The sequence below is a fragment of the Seramator thermalis genome (assembly GCF_004138125.1).
Classification (GTDB): Bacteria; Bacteroidota; Bacteroidia; order Bacteroidales; family Dysgonomonadaceae; genus Seramator; species Seramator thermalis.
Genome location: NZ_RXHS01000010.1, coordinates 1 through 16672, shown reverse-complemented (window position 1 = coordinate 16672; position 16672 = coordinate 1). Strand labels below are relative to the sequence as shown.

Sequence of the window (16672 nt, the reverse complement as noted above, 5' to 3'; positions counted from 1 at the left end):
TTTTTTATTAAATTAAACATAGCTTTCTATATAACAGTTTTCGATTAAGGTTAGTTCATTCGTAAAATATTCATCGAATCTTCCTAAGTATGGCCAATCATGGATAAAAATGTTTTTTCGTCGATGATTTTCACACCCAATTTTTTAGCTTTTTCGAGTTTTGCGGGGCCCATATTTTCTCCGGCGAGAATGAAATCGGTGTTTTTCGACACCGAACCGTTGTTTTTACCTCCATTTTGTAGGATCATTGCTTTATATTCGTCTCGCGAATGCAATTCGAAAGTTCCGCTGATAACGATATTTTTTCCTTTCAGCTTATCGGTTTTTGCCGCAAGAGCCTCCTCCGTCAATGAGAATTGCAAACCATGACGACGCAACCGATCGACTAAATCCACAAATTTGGGATTGGCAAAGGAATCAATTACACTGCGTGCAATCCGATCGCCTATTTCCTCTACGGAGGTCAGTTGCTCGAAAGTAGCCTGAGCCAACAAGTCGATTGAGGGAAAGGCCTGAGCCAATTTTTGCGCAACGGTTTCGCCCACGTAACGAATCCCGAGTGCATATAAAACACGTTCGTAAGGCACCGATTTTGATTTTTCGATGCTTGCCAACAAATTTCGCGCACTGGTTTCGGCCCATCTTTCAAGATGTATCAGATCTTCAAATTTCAGTTCGTACAAGTCTGCCGGATCTTTCACCAGTCCTTTATCGTATAAAAGCGAAATGGTTTCGGGTCCAATGGCAATATTCATCGCTTTGCGCGTCACAAAATGCTCGATACGCCCTTTGATTTGAGTCGGACATCCTTCGGAATTAGGACAATAATAGGCGGCTTCATCTTCGTTGCGAACGAGTTGTGCACCACAATCGGGACACTTCTCGGTAAAACGAATTTTCTCGCCAATGCCGGTTCGTGCATTTTTGTCCACGCCTGTAATCTTTGGAATGATTTCACCTCCTTTTTCAACGTACACCATGTCGCCGATATGTAAATCGAGCGCATTGATGGCATCTTCGTTGTATAATGATGCCCGTTTGACGGTGGTGCCCGAAAGCAGAACAGGTTCGAGGTTGGCAACCGGCGTTACGGCTCCCGTGCGTCCTACCTGAAACGAAACGGAAATCAATCGCGTAAGTGCTTTTTCGGCATTGAATTTATAAGCAATAGCCCATCTCGGGAATTTGGATGTATTGCCCAAATTGCGTTGCTGAACCAGTGAATCTACTTTCAGCACGACGCCATCGGTTGCTATCGGCAATTTTTTTCGTTCCGTGTCCCAATATTTCAGATACTCAAATATTTCGTCAAGAGTTTTGCATTTTTTCATGGCATCCGAGACTCGCAATCCCCACCGACGCGCTACTTGCAAATTTTCGTAGTGACTATCGGAAGGTAATTCTTCTCCCAGTAAATAATAAATATACGAGTCGAGCTTGCGCGATGCCACCACACGCGAATCCTGCAATTTGAGCGTTCCTGAGGCTGCATTTCGGGGATTTGCAAACAAAGGTTCTTCCTGCTCTTCTCGTTCCTTGTTGAGTTGCTCGAAAACTTTCCAAGGCATGAGCACTTCACCCCGTGCTTCGATATAATCGGGCACATCGTCGCCTCGAAGAATAAGCGGAACGCTCCGAATGGTTCGTACATTGTCGGTAACATCGTCACCCACTTTGCCGTCGCCCCGCGTCACGGCCCGCACCAATCGCTTATGCTCGTAGATGAGCGAAATGGAAGTGCCGTCGAACTTCAATTCGCAGACAATTTCGAAATCTCCGTTCAACGCTTTTTTCACCCGATTGTAAAAATCGGCTACCTCTCCTTCGGAATATGTGTTTTGCAACGAAAGCATGGGGTAGCGATGTTCTACTTGCGTGAAATTCTTGTTAACATCGCTTCCAACTCTCAGTGAAGGCGAAGTTGGATCGTAATATTCGGGATATTTGGCTTCCAAATCCATCAATTCGCGCATCATCCGATCAAATTCTGCGTCGGATATGGTGGGTTGCGAAAGCACATAATAATTGTAGTTGTGTTGATGAAGCTGCTCACGCAACCATTCGATTCGTTCTTTTGGTGTTTGCATCTGAAAAAAGATTAGTGATCAAAAATTTTCATCCAGGGAAAAGGATTGTTTATCTTGGCATGTTTCATATCCTGATCCAGGGTAACAATAACATTCATCATTTGCTGAAAAAATACTTTTCCTTCCGAAACATGCAGGATCAGGTCGATATCGGCATTTGCCCAATCAGATTGAATGGCATGCACATACCAGTCGCTTTTCAGATAGGATTTCCCTTGCAGAAATTGTGTTCCCCAATACAAATCGCCTCCAAACCGGTCGAACAACTGCATGCGTCGGTTGCCCGCATAAAATTCATTTCTGGTTCCCAATCCGCAATATTCGACATCAACATTCGCAACAAACCCCATCGGTTTGTACATCTCATCACGAAATCGATCACGTTCATAACCCATCAGAGCTCCTACCGATATCTTTCCGTCAAAATTATTCCCGGCCGGATATTTTAACCCAATGTCCATTTGGAGTTGCAAATTTTCACGTACTCCCGGATCATTCTTATCGGCAGGGCGCGAAACAGAATTGTGAAACATATACGATTGAAAGTCGGCGAAAGCCAAACCTTTCGAAATTTTCCCCGAAAATCCGATGAAAAACTTTTCGCGCGAAGCAGGCGTAGCATAGCTCACCCAATCCATCCACGCCTTAAAAAAAGATTTATCGCCACCCAAACGCCAATAAATACCGCGCATCATCGGCAAATAATTATTTACCGAATCTTTAAAAAAGAAATTGTTGTAATCCTGTAGCGATTCCCGACGCGGGAAAGATCCGACTCGAAATTGGACGTTGGGCAATTTGTATTCGTAATATATTGCCAGATCAACTTTGTCAACCGTTTCATTGGTTCCGGGAATTTTCAATAAATCGACCCCTGCATGCAACGAATGACGATCTTGCCAAGTAACAAGTCCTTCGGGCATCAACCATATTCCGGTCATCGTTTGAGGCTCTGCAAACGACGAACCCTCGTATTCCGTATTATCGAAAAAATAATGAAAATCGGCTTTCCAATCATATTGTTGCGCAGCTATCGTAAAAATCACGAATTGCGCAAAGGCGAAGGCTTTGATGAATTTCAGCATAAACAAATACGTTTTCGGCAATAAAGATAAATAAAACTATGAACAGTTTTCCTCAAATTTGCCTGTTTTTCCATTCTCCACTTCTTAAATAAACGGATGACATAATCAGCAGAAAAATCCAATATAAATGTTCGGTAGTCCAGGCAATCGCAACGGAAGATCGCAAATGCACGATGATGAGCCACATGTACGAAACATAAAAAATCATCGTTACCAATTCGAAAACCAACGCCGTACGCGTATTACCCGTACCCGAAACGGCGCTGAACAAGGCACCACCCACACTATAGAAAGGTAATGCCGAAAGCAATACATAAAGCGGTATCACCGTATCGTCGATGAGCGAGGGATCGTTGGTATAAATTGCTATGACGGCTTTGGGAAATATTGCTACACAGAGAGCTACAACAACAATTATCGCAAAGCTCATCCGGCTAATACGTTTTACAAGTGAAAACACTTCATCTCTACGTCCCGCCCCTATCGTGTTGCTCACCAATGTATTGGTGGTAGCCGAAAGCGCATTTGCCGGAATAGTAAGAATCATATAGAAACTCCGAACAATATTGGCGACTGCCAAAGGTCGTTCTCCCAAATAATTTTCGATGAAAAGGAAAAACAGCATCCACGTCCCGATAGAAACAACATTCTGAATCATCATAAAAACGGAAATATCGAGAATCCGTTTCATTACAGGCCAACGTAAACGGATGATATTGAACCCATATTTTTTGAAATCGATGTTTTTCATTAAATAGATAACGAAAAATAACATTGATGCAATTTCGGCAATTACCGATGCAAGTGCAGCTCCTCCAATCCCCATTTTCGGCATGCCGAAATTTCCGAAGATAAGAGCATAATCGAGGACTATGTTCACGAGCGCCATGACAATTGCATTCCATGTCAATACTTTGGTTTGTGCTATTCCCATGAAAAAAGCACGAAACATGACATTGGCAAAAGCAAAAAAGATTCCGAAAATTCGCCAGACAAGATATTCGGTAACAGCCTCAGCTATATGCTCCGACTCAAAAAGCAAAGGCAGCCAGTGTCGCGAAGCAAAACTCATCAACGGAATCAATACAGCAGCAAGCATGCTTAAGAACAGGATTCCCTGAATAACAATTTCGCCAATTTGTCGATAGTTCTGTTCACCATTGCGACGTCCGATAAGAATCTGACTTCCCATGCTGAACCCAAACCCGAGCGTAAAAATGGCAATATAGAGCACCCCCGCCAATGCCGAGGCACCCAACTCCACTTCTCCTACTCGGCCAAGAAATGCAGTATCGATTACTTGCAGAATGTTTTGTGCCAGCAAACTAAATAAAAGTGGGGCACTGATTCTGAGAATTCGTTTATTCGAATACACTTTTTAGGCTGTCAAAAAAACCGACGACTGCTCTCCACAGACGTCGGTTTCAGTGGTTGTATTCTATATATAATATTGACTATCTTACAGTTCGATTTGTTTTTCCATCCAAGTTCACTATTACCGGTTCGAAATTGTCTGCCTCCTCGGGTGTCATCAGTGCATAACTCATCACAATAATGACATCGCCCACTTGAACCTTTCGAGCCGCAGCTCCATTCAGGCAAACAATTCCCGAGCCCCTTTCGCCACGAATCACGTACGTTTCGAAACGTTCTCCGTTGTTATTGTTCACCACCGACACTTTTTCATGAACTCTCAACCCTGCAGCATCGATGAGATCTTCATCGAGCGTAATGCTGCCCTTGTAGTTAAGATTTGCATCGGTAACCACAGCTCGATGTATTTTAGATTTCAACATTTCAATCCACATAACTCTTTCATTTATAACGAATATTATCAATCAGCCGGACTTCGCCACAAAACACCGCAATGCATCCGACAATATACTGAGAATCAGTCCAATCAAAAATGGCTTGTAACGTTTCGCCATCTACAATTTCAAAATATTCAACACTTAATGCATCGTGATTGTTTATGCGATTAACTACAAACTTTTTAACGTCTTCAACAGATTGTTTTTCGATCAAGTCAGCACTCATTTCGAGTGTTTTAAAAATCTCCGAAGCGGTTTCTCGCTGTTGCGGTGTCAGTCTCATGTTTCTGCTGCTGAGGGCAAGTCCGCTTTGCTCGCGAACGATAGGAACCGCAATAATTTCGACCGGGATCTGCAGTTGCTTCACCATTTCGCGAATAATGGCCAATTGTTGAAAATCTTTTTCTCCGAAATAAGCTTTATCCGGTTTCACCGCGTAAAACAATTTGCTTACGATCTGTGCAACGCCATTGAAATGACCCGGGCGAAATCGTCCTTCCATCACTTTGTCCAACATTCCAAAATCGAAAACTCTCGTATCCGGTTCCGGATACATTTCATCTACATCGGGCGCAAAAACAACGTCCACACCAAGTTTTTCGAGCAGAGCACAATCGGCATCGAGCGTTCGCGGATAAAGCCGCAAATCTTCGGGATTATTAAATTGAGTCGGATTGACAAAAACACTTACGGCCGCTATATCATTTTCGACAACACATCGTTTTACCAGTGCAGCATGCCCTTCGTGTAAAGCTCCCATTGTAGGGACTAAACCAATGGTTTTACCTTTCTTACGGAATGCGTTTAACACATCATCGAGAAGAGTGATTGATTTTACAATTTCCATTTATTTCAGAAAAAACATGCAAAGCAACAAAAATTTTATCTTTTCTCGAAATCTATGAAGGTTAAACTTTGAAGAATATTCATCGAAAAAATCCAAAAATGCTGAAAATCAGATTATATGAACTTATTTGCAAATTTGTTTTGTATTTATGCGGATTTTTTTTATTATCTTTGTACTCAATTTTATTTCAACCAGTTTCATGGAACAGAAAAAAATTTTGTATATTTCGCAGGAAGTTTTTCCTTATCTACCGGAAACCCCCATTTCTACTATTTCGCGTAATTTACCACAAGCCATACAGGAACGCGGCCACGAAATCCGCACTTTCATGCCCAAATATGGAGTTATCAACGAACGTAGAAACCAATTACATGAAGTGATTCGCCTTTCGGGGATGAACCTCATCATCGACGATACCGACCACTCGCTCATCATTAAGGTCGCCTCTATTCAATCGGCTCGCATGCAGGTCTATTTTATTGATAACGAAGATTTCTTTCAGAATAGGGGAGCATTGGTCGATAAAAACGGAGAGGAGTATGACGATAACGACGAGCGCAGCATCTTTTTTATTCGCGGGGTAATGGAAACTATCAAAAAACTTCGATGGATACCCGATATCATCCATTGTCATGGATGGTTTACTGCGGTGGCGCCTTTTTATATCAAAAAAGGATATTCCGAAGACCCCTGTTTCAAAAACTCGAAAGTAGTTTATTCAATCTACGATGAAACCTTTTTAAAACCTTTCCGAAAGGGATTCCCTCAAAAATTGCGTTTCGACACTATCGGAGACCCCGAAATAGCAGAAATTTCCAAACGTGAGCCCATTGACTTCGTTGAACTCACGAAAATAGCCGTGGACTATTCTGACGGAGTGATACAGGGTAGCCGACAAATTGACAGGTCTATATCGGAATACATTGGCGAAAAAAATATCAATTTTCTTGACTATGAAGAAGATTTTGATAAAAATGTGGAGCGCATCGAGAATTTTTACGAAAAGATATTGTCTTGAGATCTATTCCTTATTTTCAAATGGAGATGAATCCTTTGTGAGGATATAAGAGGATATAAAAATTAAATTAAAAAACGCACGAAACCACAAGGTTGGTTTTTTTATCCGCTTTTTTTTTCGGATATTTGCCGCACAAATTACAAATTTTCGCAACGAATGAAGATTCAAATTCCGTGGATATTTTTATTGGCACTGATTACGACTATACTCGTTTCGTGTGATGACACGATCAGCGAACTCGGCTTTACCATTCAACCGGGGAAAGATGTCATTTCGGTAGGCTCGGACACGCTCTTTCTGACAGCCAAAACTTCACAAGTGGACAGCATCTTCGCCAAAACAAAAAATCCGGTATTGGGAGAATACATCGATCCATTATATGGAAAGATAAAATCAGACTATGTCGGCGAATTTTACTATCCCGAAGGTCTTGCTTTCAAAGACGGGGCGATTATCGATTCCGTCAGACTGTCTATCGCGTATTCTTCGTGGGTTGGCGATTCGCTCGCTCCAATGAAGATTTCGGCATATGAGCTCACCAAAACTCTTCCAACTTCAAAATTCTACACCAATTTCAATATCGACGGATATTATGATCCCGCTAGTCCCATCGGAGAAGCTACATACAGTGTAGCAAGTTCCAGAAAAGTTTCGGATTACTATACCGATTCCATAGAATATTACATGGATGTAAAATTACCGAATTCGTTGGGACAAAAAATTCTGAATTACCAAATCGATCATCCCGAAACGCCTATCAATACGAATATCTTTCACCAATTACTGAAAGGATTGTATATTACGACTACCTTTGGAAAAAGCACAGTATTGAATGTGGACTACACACATCTTTTCGTCCATTATCACTATATCGGAAAAAGCTCTACGGGAGTAGATTCTACTTATGTAAGTTCGCTCGGCATCAGCATTACACCGGAGGTTACCCAAATAAACCGGATTCAGAACACAAACAATCAACTACTGTTGGAGAATGATGAATATACCTACTTAAAATCCCCGGCAGGAGTGATCACCGAAATAACTTTCCCATTATCGCAGATTGCAGATCAGCTCGAATCGCATTCATTAAGTTTGGCAAATCTTACAATACAGGCCCTTCCCAACGAATCGGAAGAAAAATTCAAGCTATCACCGCCTCAAGCAGTGCTGCTTATCAACAAAGATTCGCTAAGTGGGTTTTTCGAAAATCGAAAAATGTACAATAATCTGACGACTTTTTATGCAACTCTCGACTCGAAATTTCAGTATAATTTTTCCAACGTCTCTCCCATGATTAATTACTACAAACAGCTACAGGCAAACAAAGGCGAAAAACTCCAAGATATTACTTATCTGCTGGTTCCTGTGGCCATTAATTATATCTCAAAGACGGATCCTTCTGGGTACTCTTATCAGGTAACCAGCTCGATGTCACACCTAATGACCCCTTCGGCAGTTGCTATAAGCAAAAAACCCGAAAATATGAGGATGGATCTTATCTTCAGTAAATTCTGAGACATAACGATTATCGATATTTATTAAACAGAAAAAAGCTGCAATTTCGCAGCTTTTTTCTGTTTTTCTAATAATTCAAAATAATGTTTCCTGACGATTAAAAGGCTTTCGATCAAAATGTCGATAGGCCAATTCGGTAACCTCACGCCCTCTCGGCGTACGCTTCAAAAAACCTTCCTTGATCAGAAAAGGCTCATATACTTCTTCAATGGTCCCTGCATCGTCACCGACAGCCGTTGCTATGGTACTGATTCCCACAGGTCCACCATTGAACTTATCCATAATGGTAAGCAAAATCTTATGATCGATCTCATCCAATCCGTAGCGATCAATATTCAGCGCTTCGAGCGCATAGGTCGAAATGGCTTTGTCTATTCTGCCATTGCCTTTTACTTGCGCAAAGTCGCGAACCCTGCGCAACAGGGCATTGGCTACACGAGGTGTCCCTCTGCTCCGCGAAGCTATTTCTTCGGCAGCATTTCGTTCACATGCAATTTGCAGAATATCGGCCGACCGCAGCACAATTTGCGTAAGCGTGTCGATATCGTAATATTCCAGGTGCATGTTGATGCCAAAGCGGGCACGCAATGGGCTCGTAAGCAAACCGCTTCGTGTGGTGGCGCCTACCAGCGTAAACGGATTGAGGTCGATTTGAATGGAACGGGCACTCGGCCCCTTATCGATGAGGATATCGATACGAAAATCTTCCATTGCGCTGTAGAGATATTCTTCCACAATAGGCGAAAGGCGATGAATTTCGTCGATAAATAGCACATCATTCCGTTCGAGCGAAGTGAGAATACCGGCTAAATCGCCGGGCTTATCGAGTACCGGTCCCGATGTAACCTTAAATCCCACTCCAAGCTCATTCGCAATGATACTTGATAAAGTAGTTTTACCCAAACCGGGAGGCCCGTGCAAAAGGACATGATCGAGCGACTCGCCACGCATGCGCGCTGCACTCACAAAAATTTTCAGGTTTTCTACAATCTTCTCTTGCCCCGAAAAACTGCCAAAAGTCAGTGGACGCAAAGCATTCTCAAAATCGCGATCCGTATCCTGAAAATTTTGATTATCCCGTATGTCGAAGTGTTCTTGCATCATTTGCAGTTACAAAAGTAATGAATTATCGCGAGTTTTCGAAATTGCTTCCACGTTGCGCTTCAAGCCCGAAAATTTAGCCCGCTCCACTGCTGACCGGCCAAAAATATGTCGATACGAATCTTCATCCATAGCCTGAAGTTTTGCCAAATCGAGCGAAAGGAATTCTTCCGAAGGCAAAAAATCGGGTGTTCGATTAGGCTTTGCAAAACGATTCCATGGACAAACTTTCTGACAAATATCACATCCGTAAACATTATTGCTCAACAACGGCTGAATATCGGCATCTATATCGCCTCTGTTTTCGATAGTTTGATAGGAAATACATTTTCTTGCATTCATAACGTAAGGCTGCTCGATGGCCTTAGTAGGACAGGCATCGAGACAATGGCGACAACTTCCGCAATTTTGAGAAATTGGCGGCGTATCGTACTCCAGTTCCAAATCGAGAATCAATTCACCAAGGAAAAAATAAGAACCTTTGCCGGGAATGATGAGAAGTGTGTTTTTCCCGATGAATCCGATTCCCGCTTGCGCCGCCCAATATCGTTCAAGGACAGGCGCCGAATCACAAAAAAATCGGCCATTTACTTCAGGGTAATGTTTTCTGATGAAATCGAACAATAAGGCCAATTTATTCTTCACTACTTCGTGATAATCAAGTCCGTAAGCATAGTAAGCAAATTGCGGAACATCATCGGGAAGAAACTTCGACGGAAAATAGTTGAACGCAACCGAAACAATGGATTTCGCGCCCGGAACGAGTAATCGCGGATCGATCCGCTTATCGACATTCCTTTCCAGATAATCCATCCCGGCTTGGTAACCGGCAGAAAGCCATTGTCGATAATATGTGCCCTGTTCCGAATCTTGAGCCCGACAAATGCCGCACGCATCAAATCCGAGTACCAGCGCTTGCTGTTTAATTTCGTCCGAAAAATTCATACGATGAATATAGGTCGTCAAATTTACAAAAAAAGGATTGATTTTCGTTCGTGGAATTTATAGACGGCCAAAGACTTTGTTGCAGACTTCCGAAAATTTGAAAAAGTTACGTATTTTTGCAGAAAACATCCGTTGATGGGAAATTCGGAGCTAAAAACAAAAACAGTTTCATCCCTTGTTTGGAGCTTTCTCGACAAATTCGGGCAACAAATCATTTATCTGGTAAGCAGTCTGGTACTGATGAACATTGTCGCTCCATCGGAATACGGTTTGATAGGAGCGTTATCTGTCTTCATTGCATTTTCGGGGATTTTGATCGACAGTGGCTTTGGTCGCGCACTCATCAACCGAAAAAACGTAACCGAAAAAGAATACAGTTCGGTATTCTTTTTCAATGTCGGGCTTGGAGTGCTTCTGTATCTAATCCTGTTTTTTTCGGCACCTTTTTTGGCAAAAATTTTTCATGATCAGCGAATAGAACCGGTATCGCGTGTGCTTTTCCTTTCCTTTGTCTTCAATTCGCTTGCACTTATCCAACAAACACTCCTTACGAAAAAAGCCGACTTCCAAACGATCACTAAACTCAATCTGCCGGCTCTATTCATTGCCGCTATCGTAGCTATATGGATGGCTATCAAAGGATATGGTGTATGGTCATTGGTTGCGCAAACGGTTGTATATGCTTTTTTACGTTCCCTGTTTTTTTGGATTCAGTCGAAATGGCGACCCGTTGTCTATTTCAGCTTTCGAACGATGCGCTCCTTTGCGGGATTGAGCAATCAATTGCTTGTCGCAAGCATCATTGGCGCGGTGTTCAACAATATTTATCCTTCGATCATCGCTTTCTTTTTCCCTAATTCGATGAAACAAGTCGGATTCTATTCGCAGGCCAACAAAATTCAAGATATTCCTTTCAGCACGCTCTCCAATACTTTTCGGTCTGTTTCGATGCTCATTTTATCGGAAATCAACGAACAAACCGAACGGCTGAAACGCGTCGTGAGCAAAATAATGAAGGCGATATCATTTCTCGCCTTTCCGATTGGATTATATATGATACTGGCAGCAAAACCTGCTTTTGGACTTATTTTCAGTCATAAATGGGATGGAGCTGTACCCTATTTCCAGCTGTTAACTCTTGCGGGAATGGCGTCTTCTTTTTCGTTTATCCTCAACGAACTATTTATTGCCCGCGAACGGGCCGATTTTTTTCTGGGTATCGAAATCGTCAGACGTGTCATCCTGATTTTGCTCATCCTTGTCCTTTTCCGCTTCGGCATTATGGGACTGGCGGCCAGCTGGGTAATCTATACCTATATTACTGTAATTATCTCGTTGATTTTATCGAAAAAACTCATCGGCTATTCTATTTTCCATTTTCTCAAAGACAGTTTGCCATATTTGCTGATAGCCCTTGCAAGCACAGCAATAGGTTATTTTGCAACCTTACGCATATCGAGCAATCTTATCTTTCTCCTCGTGAGTCTGATCCTCGTTTTCGGAAGTTATTGGCTGATATGCCAATTCTTACGCTTGGAAATGACAAAAGATATCGGAGAATGGGTTGCATCCAAAAAAATAAAATTATGATGAGCTCCTTATTTCATAAAATCGCCTACAAAATCCAATCGCGAATCAATGCTTCCGAGCATGCACGCAAACAACAATTGTTCAAAAGCAAAATTCTTGATTTCTACGCACAACATCCTTCTAATGACAAGGATATTCAACAAGCATTAAATTACCTTTCAAGCAATACGTTGACGACCTTTTTCGACACTTTTCAGGAAAAATATGTTGCCGACAACATCAAAGTATTTCATGATGCGTCAATCGGACTTCCCTATACGTTGTTAGGCGATAAAAAATTGTTTTTCAAACGATCAAACAACAAACGAACCGTTCAACTCATGTTCAACGGATTACTTATGGAGCAAGATCCCGCATCCCCGCATTGTTATATCGATTCCGAATTTTCCATTGAAGCCGGAGATGTGCTTGCCGATGTCGGTTGTGCCGAAAGTTTATTTTCATTGATGAATATCGAAAAGCTCTCGCAAGTGTATCTTTTCGAACAAGATCCGGAATGGAGAGAGGCACTCGAAGCTACTTTTGCTCCCTGGAAAGAAAAAACCGTCATCATCCCGAAATTTGTATCCAATAGAAATACGGATAACGAAGTGTGCCTCGACGACTTTTTTCGTAACCAAACATCACGCCCTAATTTTTATAAGATCAACGTCGAAGGTGCTGAAGATTTAGTACTTGACGGAATGAAAGAAATACTCACGGAACAACCCTTGAAAATAGCACTTTGCACTTATCACCATCAGGACGATTTTGAAAAATTCAGCCGTTTTTTTCTCCGAGAACGGATTTTCTCATCGTCCAAATCCGGGTGTGGTGGTTTATCAAAACGATATGACTGGATATTCCGGAGCATACTGACTCCCCATTCCGGGCATACTGACCCCCCGGGAAACCAGGGTAAACAGATACATTTTAACTGTCATTCCGGCGGTTATTGACCCCTCTGAAAGAAAACAATATAAAATTTGCGAGCGGCGGCATCCGTATTCCGGAGCATGTTGACCCCTCTTCACTGTTGATTTTCTGATGGTTTTTATTTACTTCGTAGGTTATTAACTACTAACAACGAAGGAATTATGTCAGGAAAAACAACAAGTATGAATAAAATAAAGCAAATGCTTTTATTGCTGCAAGCAAGTAAAGGAGTCAAGACTATTGCAGGTATTACCGGAATCTCCCGTAATACCATCAAGTCTTACAAAGTCAGACTGGAAAAGATGGATGTCGTTATTGAAGATTTGTTGCTCCTTGATGATCCCGTTCTGGAATCTGTTTTTTACGCCGGTAATCCCGCGTACAGTGACAAGCGTTTCGATACGCTGAAACTGCTCCTCGATGATTATATAAAGGAACTTGAAAACCCCAAGAATCATTTAACGCGGTTTACGTTGTGGCAGGAATACCGCTCGGAACACCCCGATGGTTACGGTTACAGCCAGTTCTGTTTCCACCTGGGTCAGCATCAAAGTGCGAGTCATCCCACCATGGTTCTCAGCTCCACCCCGGGAGACAAACTTTTGGTCGATTTTGCCGGGGACACTTTATCCTATGTTGATATACAGACAGGAGAGATGATAACCTACCAGATACTATGATAAAAAGCAAATTAAATTAGTTAATTATCTAAAAAAGCTTTATCTTTGTCCAAGCCAAATGAAAGCTTAATTCTCCTCATTCCCTGATGTCTGCACTGTACCGGCAACGACGTAATTTTCAATATATTCTTCATTCTTTTTCCAAAGCGTATAAATCAACACCAAGAGTTTGCGCATACCGGCAGTAACACCTTTTTTCCTTGCCGTCGGATTTTTCTCACAGATGCGTTTATGCAGTTGCGCAATCGGTTTGTTATGTTGAATGGCAGACAAGGCGGGCATATACAACACCTCCCTTATTCGTGCATTTCCTTTTTTGGAAATGGTTGTTCTGCCTTTGCGTTTTCCCGACTCGTTGAACTTCACGTCAAGTCCCGAATAGCTGACTACCTGTTTTATACTGTGAAACAGACGGAATCCGTTCGTTTCACAAATTACGGCAACTACCGTATTGAACTGCAAGCCCTTTATCGTACAAACCTTGTTTATCCTCTCGTAGAGTTCCGGATCCCTGCGGGCAATCTCTTTCAATTCCACATCCAATTTTTCGAGGGCATCCTCATAAAAGGCAATCTGCTCCTTTTGCAGAGAGAGAACCATGTCGTATTTATCGTGTGCCGATTCCATCGCCGAAAGCTGACTTTTAAGTGCGTTCAGATTTCGCTTGTAAGCAAGTTTCAAACGGCTGACATCACGCAACTCCCGGTAAACGACCGACATCGGATGCCAGAGCGCCAACTCTCTTTCCAATCCCATCGAGGCTAGGACAGAGGCGTCAACCTTGTCCGTTTTGGTTTTCACACTCAGGCTCCGGGCGTAATGCTTGACTTTGTTTGCCAGTTCGACGCTGACATTGAACCCATGTTCTTCAAGCCAATAAGCCAAATTTTCGTAATAGACACCCGTAGCTTCCATCACAAACAGCAAAGTGGAAACTTCCCGCGTACGTTTCTCAATCCAAACCCCCAACTCTTCAAAACCCCCTTCAGCATTACTGAACGAACGGCTGCCCTTTACCACCGAACGGCCGTCTGATTTTCGCTCTTTGATACAAACATCAAATTTATCTTTGGCGATATCGATGCCCACGCAAAATGATACTTTCATCTCTTCTTTGTTTTTAGTTTCACAACCACAGGAAAATTTCTCTTGTATTCTTTCCTCGTCAGCAAATGCGAAATACAAACATCACGGTCTGTTTTCTTTATACTATACAGAATACTATACAGATAGTTCTTGGCGATCAGCATTTAGAGAAGAAAAGAATGGTGCAATCTCTAGCAGACGATATACAGTAATGTTATCTAGGTCTTTATGCTAATCCATTCTTTTCCTGTGTTTTTTATACAAAACTATCTCTTTTGCTTGATGGATATCAAAGAACTTTTCCCTCTTTGTGTTAATTCTGCAAACATACGAGGTCTTCGTTGCCTGTCTGCAACATACAGATTATGCTTTTGCAATGGCAGTTCAATCGCAAGCTATCGATGACTTCGTTTATGCCTTTACCTGTTGTTTGCATGCTTTGGGTGGAGTGCCCGTACAGGTTGTTTCCGACAATCTTAAAACAGCCATCACCCGGGCCGACCGTTATGAGCCAACCATCAATCATGTCCTATTGGATATGGCCAACCATTACGGGTTTGCAGTTATGCCAGCCAGAGTCAGAAAACCGCGAGACAAAGCCCTTGTCGAGGATCAGGTAAAGCTCATCTATCATCGTGTATATGCCCGTATTCGTAAGCAAACCTTCCATAGCTTGTCTGAGCTCAACGCGGCCATAAAAAAACATGTGACAGCACACAACCAGACTCGTATGCAACGGTATCCTTACACACGGGAGGAACGATTTTTATCTGTCGAGAAGCCGTGCCTGAAGCCATTGCCTGATACGGCTTTCGAGATAAAATATTATATAAAAATGAAAGTGTCCACAAATAATCACATCTATCTTGGCCGTGACAAGCACTATTACAGCGTACCTTATCAATGGATTGGTTGGAATGTGAAAGTCGCTTACACACGTACGATGGTGTGGATTTATGCAGACGGACAACAGCCGGTCACGCATCTTCGTTCGTTTGGCCCCGATCCATATACCACCAATAAAAATCATTTATGTTCCGCACATCAGCATTACCTGAACAGGAGCCCCGAGTACTATATTAATCTGGCAAAAAGTAAAACTCCTGTACTGGGAGAACTCTTTGAATGTCTGTTTAAGGACAGCAGCAGGCCTCCCGAACAATTATACAAGAGTTGTGATGGAATGCTTCACTTGCACAGAAAAACTGAAGCAGGACTCTTTGAAAGAGCCTGTCATCTTGCTATTGCCGAACGGCAATTATCGTATGGTTTTCTGAAAAAAGTGATCGAAAATAAGGCGCTAACAGATTATAGTTCCGCGTTAAGGGCAAAGCCCTTACCTAAGCACGAGAATGTAAGAGGAGCCGAATATTATGCCAAACAACTGGAATTACATTTTTAAACCCCTTTATATGACAACACAAATGAACAACAAATGCAAAGCCTTCGTTTACACGGAATGGCTCAGGCCTGGAATGAACTCAGGCAAAACAGACAGTTATCGGACTTATCCATTAATGATGGTTTAACGTTGCTTCTACAAGCGGAAATACTGAATAAAACAAACAAACGTTTTGACCGGTTGATCAAGAATGCCCGTTTTCGCTACCAGGCATCCATGGAAGAGGTAATATGTTCAGCTGCACGTAACCTGGACAAAAGTTTGATCGAAGAACTCAGTACCGGTGATTACATCAGCAAAGGAGCCCCAATTCTTATAACCGGTGCTTCCGGCTCAGGAAAAAGTTTTCTTGCTTCTGCATTAGGTCATCAGGCCTGTTACCTGGGTAAAAGCGTTGCATACTATAATACACAGAAACTAAATGCAAAACTGCGATTAGCAAAGATAGACGGTACGTATACAAAGCTGATTGAAAGAACAGCAAAAACAGATCTTTTAATCCTGGATGACTTTGGCCTAAAACCACTTGAAGGGCAAGAGTTGCTCGATATGATGGAAATCATTGAGGACAGACATGGACTGAAATCCAC

Annotated in this window: 15 protein-coding genes; 7 read left to right on the top strand and 8 right to left on the bottom strand. The window is 42.3% G+C overall.

What is annotated here, in order from left to right; all coding sequences use genetic code 11:
• Positions 1-83: 83 nt before the first annotated feature.
• From ligA to panC, 5 genes are all read right to left on the bottom strand, one after another.
• Complete coding sequence (gene ligA, locus EJN84_RS08490) at positions 84-2087, bottom strand: NAD-dependent DNA ligase LigA (protein WP_129595021.1); 2004 nt, start codon at positions 2085-2087, stop codon at positions 84-86.
• Positions 2088-2098: 11 nt separating this feature from the next.
• A complete protein-coding gene (locus EJN84_RS08485) occupies positions 2099-3172 on the bottom strand; it encodes a hypothetical protein (RefSeq protein ID WP_129595020.1) in 1074 nt (357 codons plus the stop codon).
• A gap of 52 nt (positions 3173-3224) precedes the next feature.
• Positions 3225-4547, bottom strand: a complete 1323-nt coding sequence (locus EJN84_RS08480) for an MATE family efflux transporter (RefSeq protein ID WP_165004210.1) — start codon at positions 4545-4547, stop codon at positions 3225-3227.
• Positions 4548-4626: 79 nt separating this feature from the next.
• Positions 4627-4980, bottom strand: coding sequence for an aspartate 1-decarboxylase (gene panD / locus EJN84_RS08475; protein WP_129595019.1), 354 nt, complete (start codon positions 4978-4980; stop codon positions 4627-4629).
• A gap of 7 nt (positions 4981-4987) precedes the next feature.
• Positions 4988-5830 (bottom strand): pantoate--beta-alanine ligase, encoded by an 843-nt coding sequence (gene panC / locus EJN84_RS08470; protein ID WP_129595018.1) that lies wholly within the window; start codon positions 5828-5830, stop codon positions 4988-4990.
• Positions 5831-6029: 199 nt separating this feature from the next.
• On the opposite strand from panC, the gene EJN84_RS08465 reads away from it, so the two are divergent.
• Together EJN84_RS08465 and EJN84_RS08460 are read left to right on the top strand one after the other, a co-directional pair.
• On the top strand, positions 6030-6848 hold the full coding sequence (locus EJN84_RS08465; RefSeq protein ID WP_129595017.1) for a glycogen/starch synthase: 819 nt from the start codon (positions 6030-6032) through the stop codon (positions 6846-6848).
• A gap of 156 nt (positions 6849-7004) precedes the next feature.
• The gene (locus EJN84_RS08460; protein WP_129595016.1) at positions 7005-8363 is read left to right on the top strand and encodes a DUF4270 domain-containing protein; all 1359 of its coding nucleotides are present in this window, start codon (positions 7005-7007) and stop codon (positions 8361-8363) included.
• A 75-nt stretch (positions 8364-8438) separates the two neighbouring features.
• Here EJN84_RS08460 and ruvB read toward each other — a convergent pair whose 3' ends face one another.
• Both ruvB and queG read right to left on the bottom strand, forming a co-directional pair.
• Positions 8439-9464: a Holliday junction branch migration DNA helicase RuvB gene (gene ruvB, locus EJN84_RS08455; RefSeq protein ID WP_129595096.1), complete on the bottom strand. Its 1026-nt coding sequence runs from the start codon at positions 9462-9464 to the stop codon at positions 8439-8441.
• A gap of 9 nt (positions 9465-9473) precedes the next feature.
• Positions 9474-10409, bottom strand: a complete 936-nt coding sequence (gene queG, locus EJN84_RS08450) for a tRNA epoxyqueuosine(34) reductase QueG (RefSeq protein ID WP_129595015.1) — start codon at positions 10407-10409, stop codon at positions 9474-9476.
• Between the two features lie 135 nt (positions 10410-10544).
• Here queG and EJN84_RS08445 point away from each other — a divergent pair, with 135 nt between their 5' ends.
• The 3 genes from EJN84_RS08445 to EJN84_RS08435 all read left to right on the top strand — a co-directional run bounded on the left by EJN84_RS08445 (position 10545) and on the right by EJN84_RS08435 (position 13594).
• Positions 10545-11999, top strand: a complete 1455-nt coding sequence (locus EJN84_RS08445; protein ID WP_129595014.1) for a lipopolysaccharide biosynthesis protein — start codon at positions 10545-10547, stop codon at positions 11997-11999.
• Entirely contained in the window at positions 11996-12937 is a 942-nt protein-coding gene (locus EJN84_RS08440; RefSeq protein WP_165004207.1) for a class I SAM-dependent methyltransferase, read from the top strand. The genes EJN84_RS08445 and EJN84_RS08440 overlap by 4 nt, the downstream gene beginning before the upstream one ends.
• Before the next feature lie 159 nt (positions 12938-13096).
• On the top strand, positions 13097-13594 hold the full coding sequence (locus EJN84_RS08435; RefSeq protein WP_129595012.1) for a hypothetical protein: 498 nt from the start codon (positions 13097-13099) through the stop codon (positions 13592-13594).
• A 66-nt stretch (positions 13595-13660) separates the two neighbouring features.
• On the opposite strand, the gene EJN84_RS08430 is transcribed toward EJN84_RS08435, so the two are convergent.
• Complete coding sequence (locus EJN84_RS08430) at positions 13661-14701, bottom strand: IS110 family RNA-guided transposase (RefSeq protein ID WP_129595011.1); 1041 nt, start codon at positions 14699-14701, stop codon at positions 13661-13663.
• A 355-nt stretch (positions 14702-15056) separates the two neighbouring features.
• Here EJN84_RS08430 and EJN84_RS08425 point away from each other — a divergent pair, with 355 nt between their 5' ends.
• Both EJN84_RS08425 and EJN84_RS08420 read left to right on the top strand, forming a co-directional pair.
• Positions 15057-16082: a Mu transposase domain-containing protein gene (locus EJN84_RS08425; RefSeq protein WP_238943981.1), complete on the top strand. Its 1026-nt coding sequence runs from the start codon at positions 15057-15059 to the stop codon at positions 16080-16082.
• A 33-nt stretch (positions 16083-16115) separates the two neighbouring features.
• A partial coding sequence (locus EJN84_RS08420) for an ATP-binding protein (RefSeq protein ID WP_129595009.1) occupies positions 16116-16672 on the top strand: 557 nt, incomplete at its 3' end.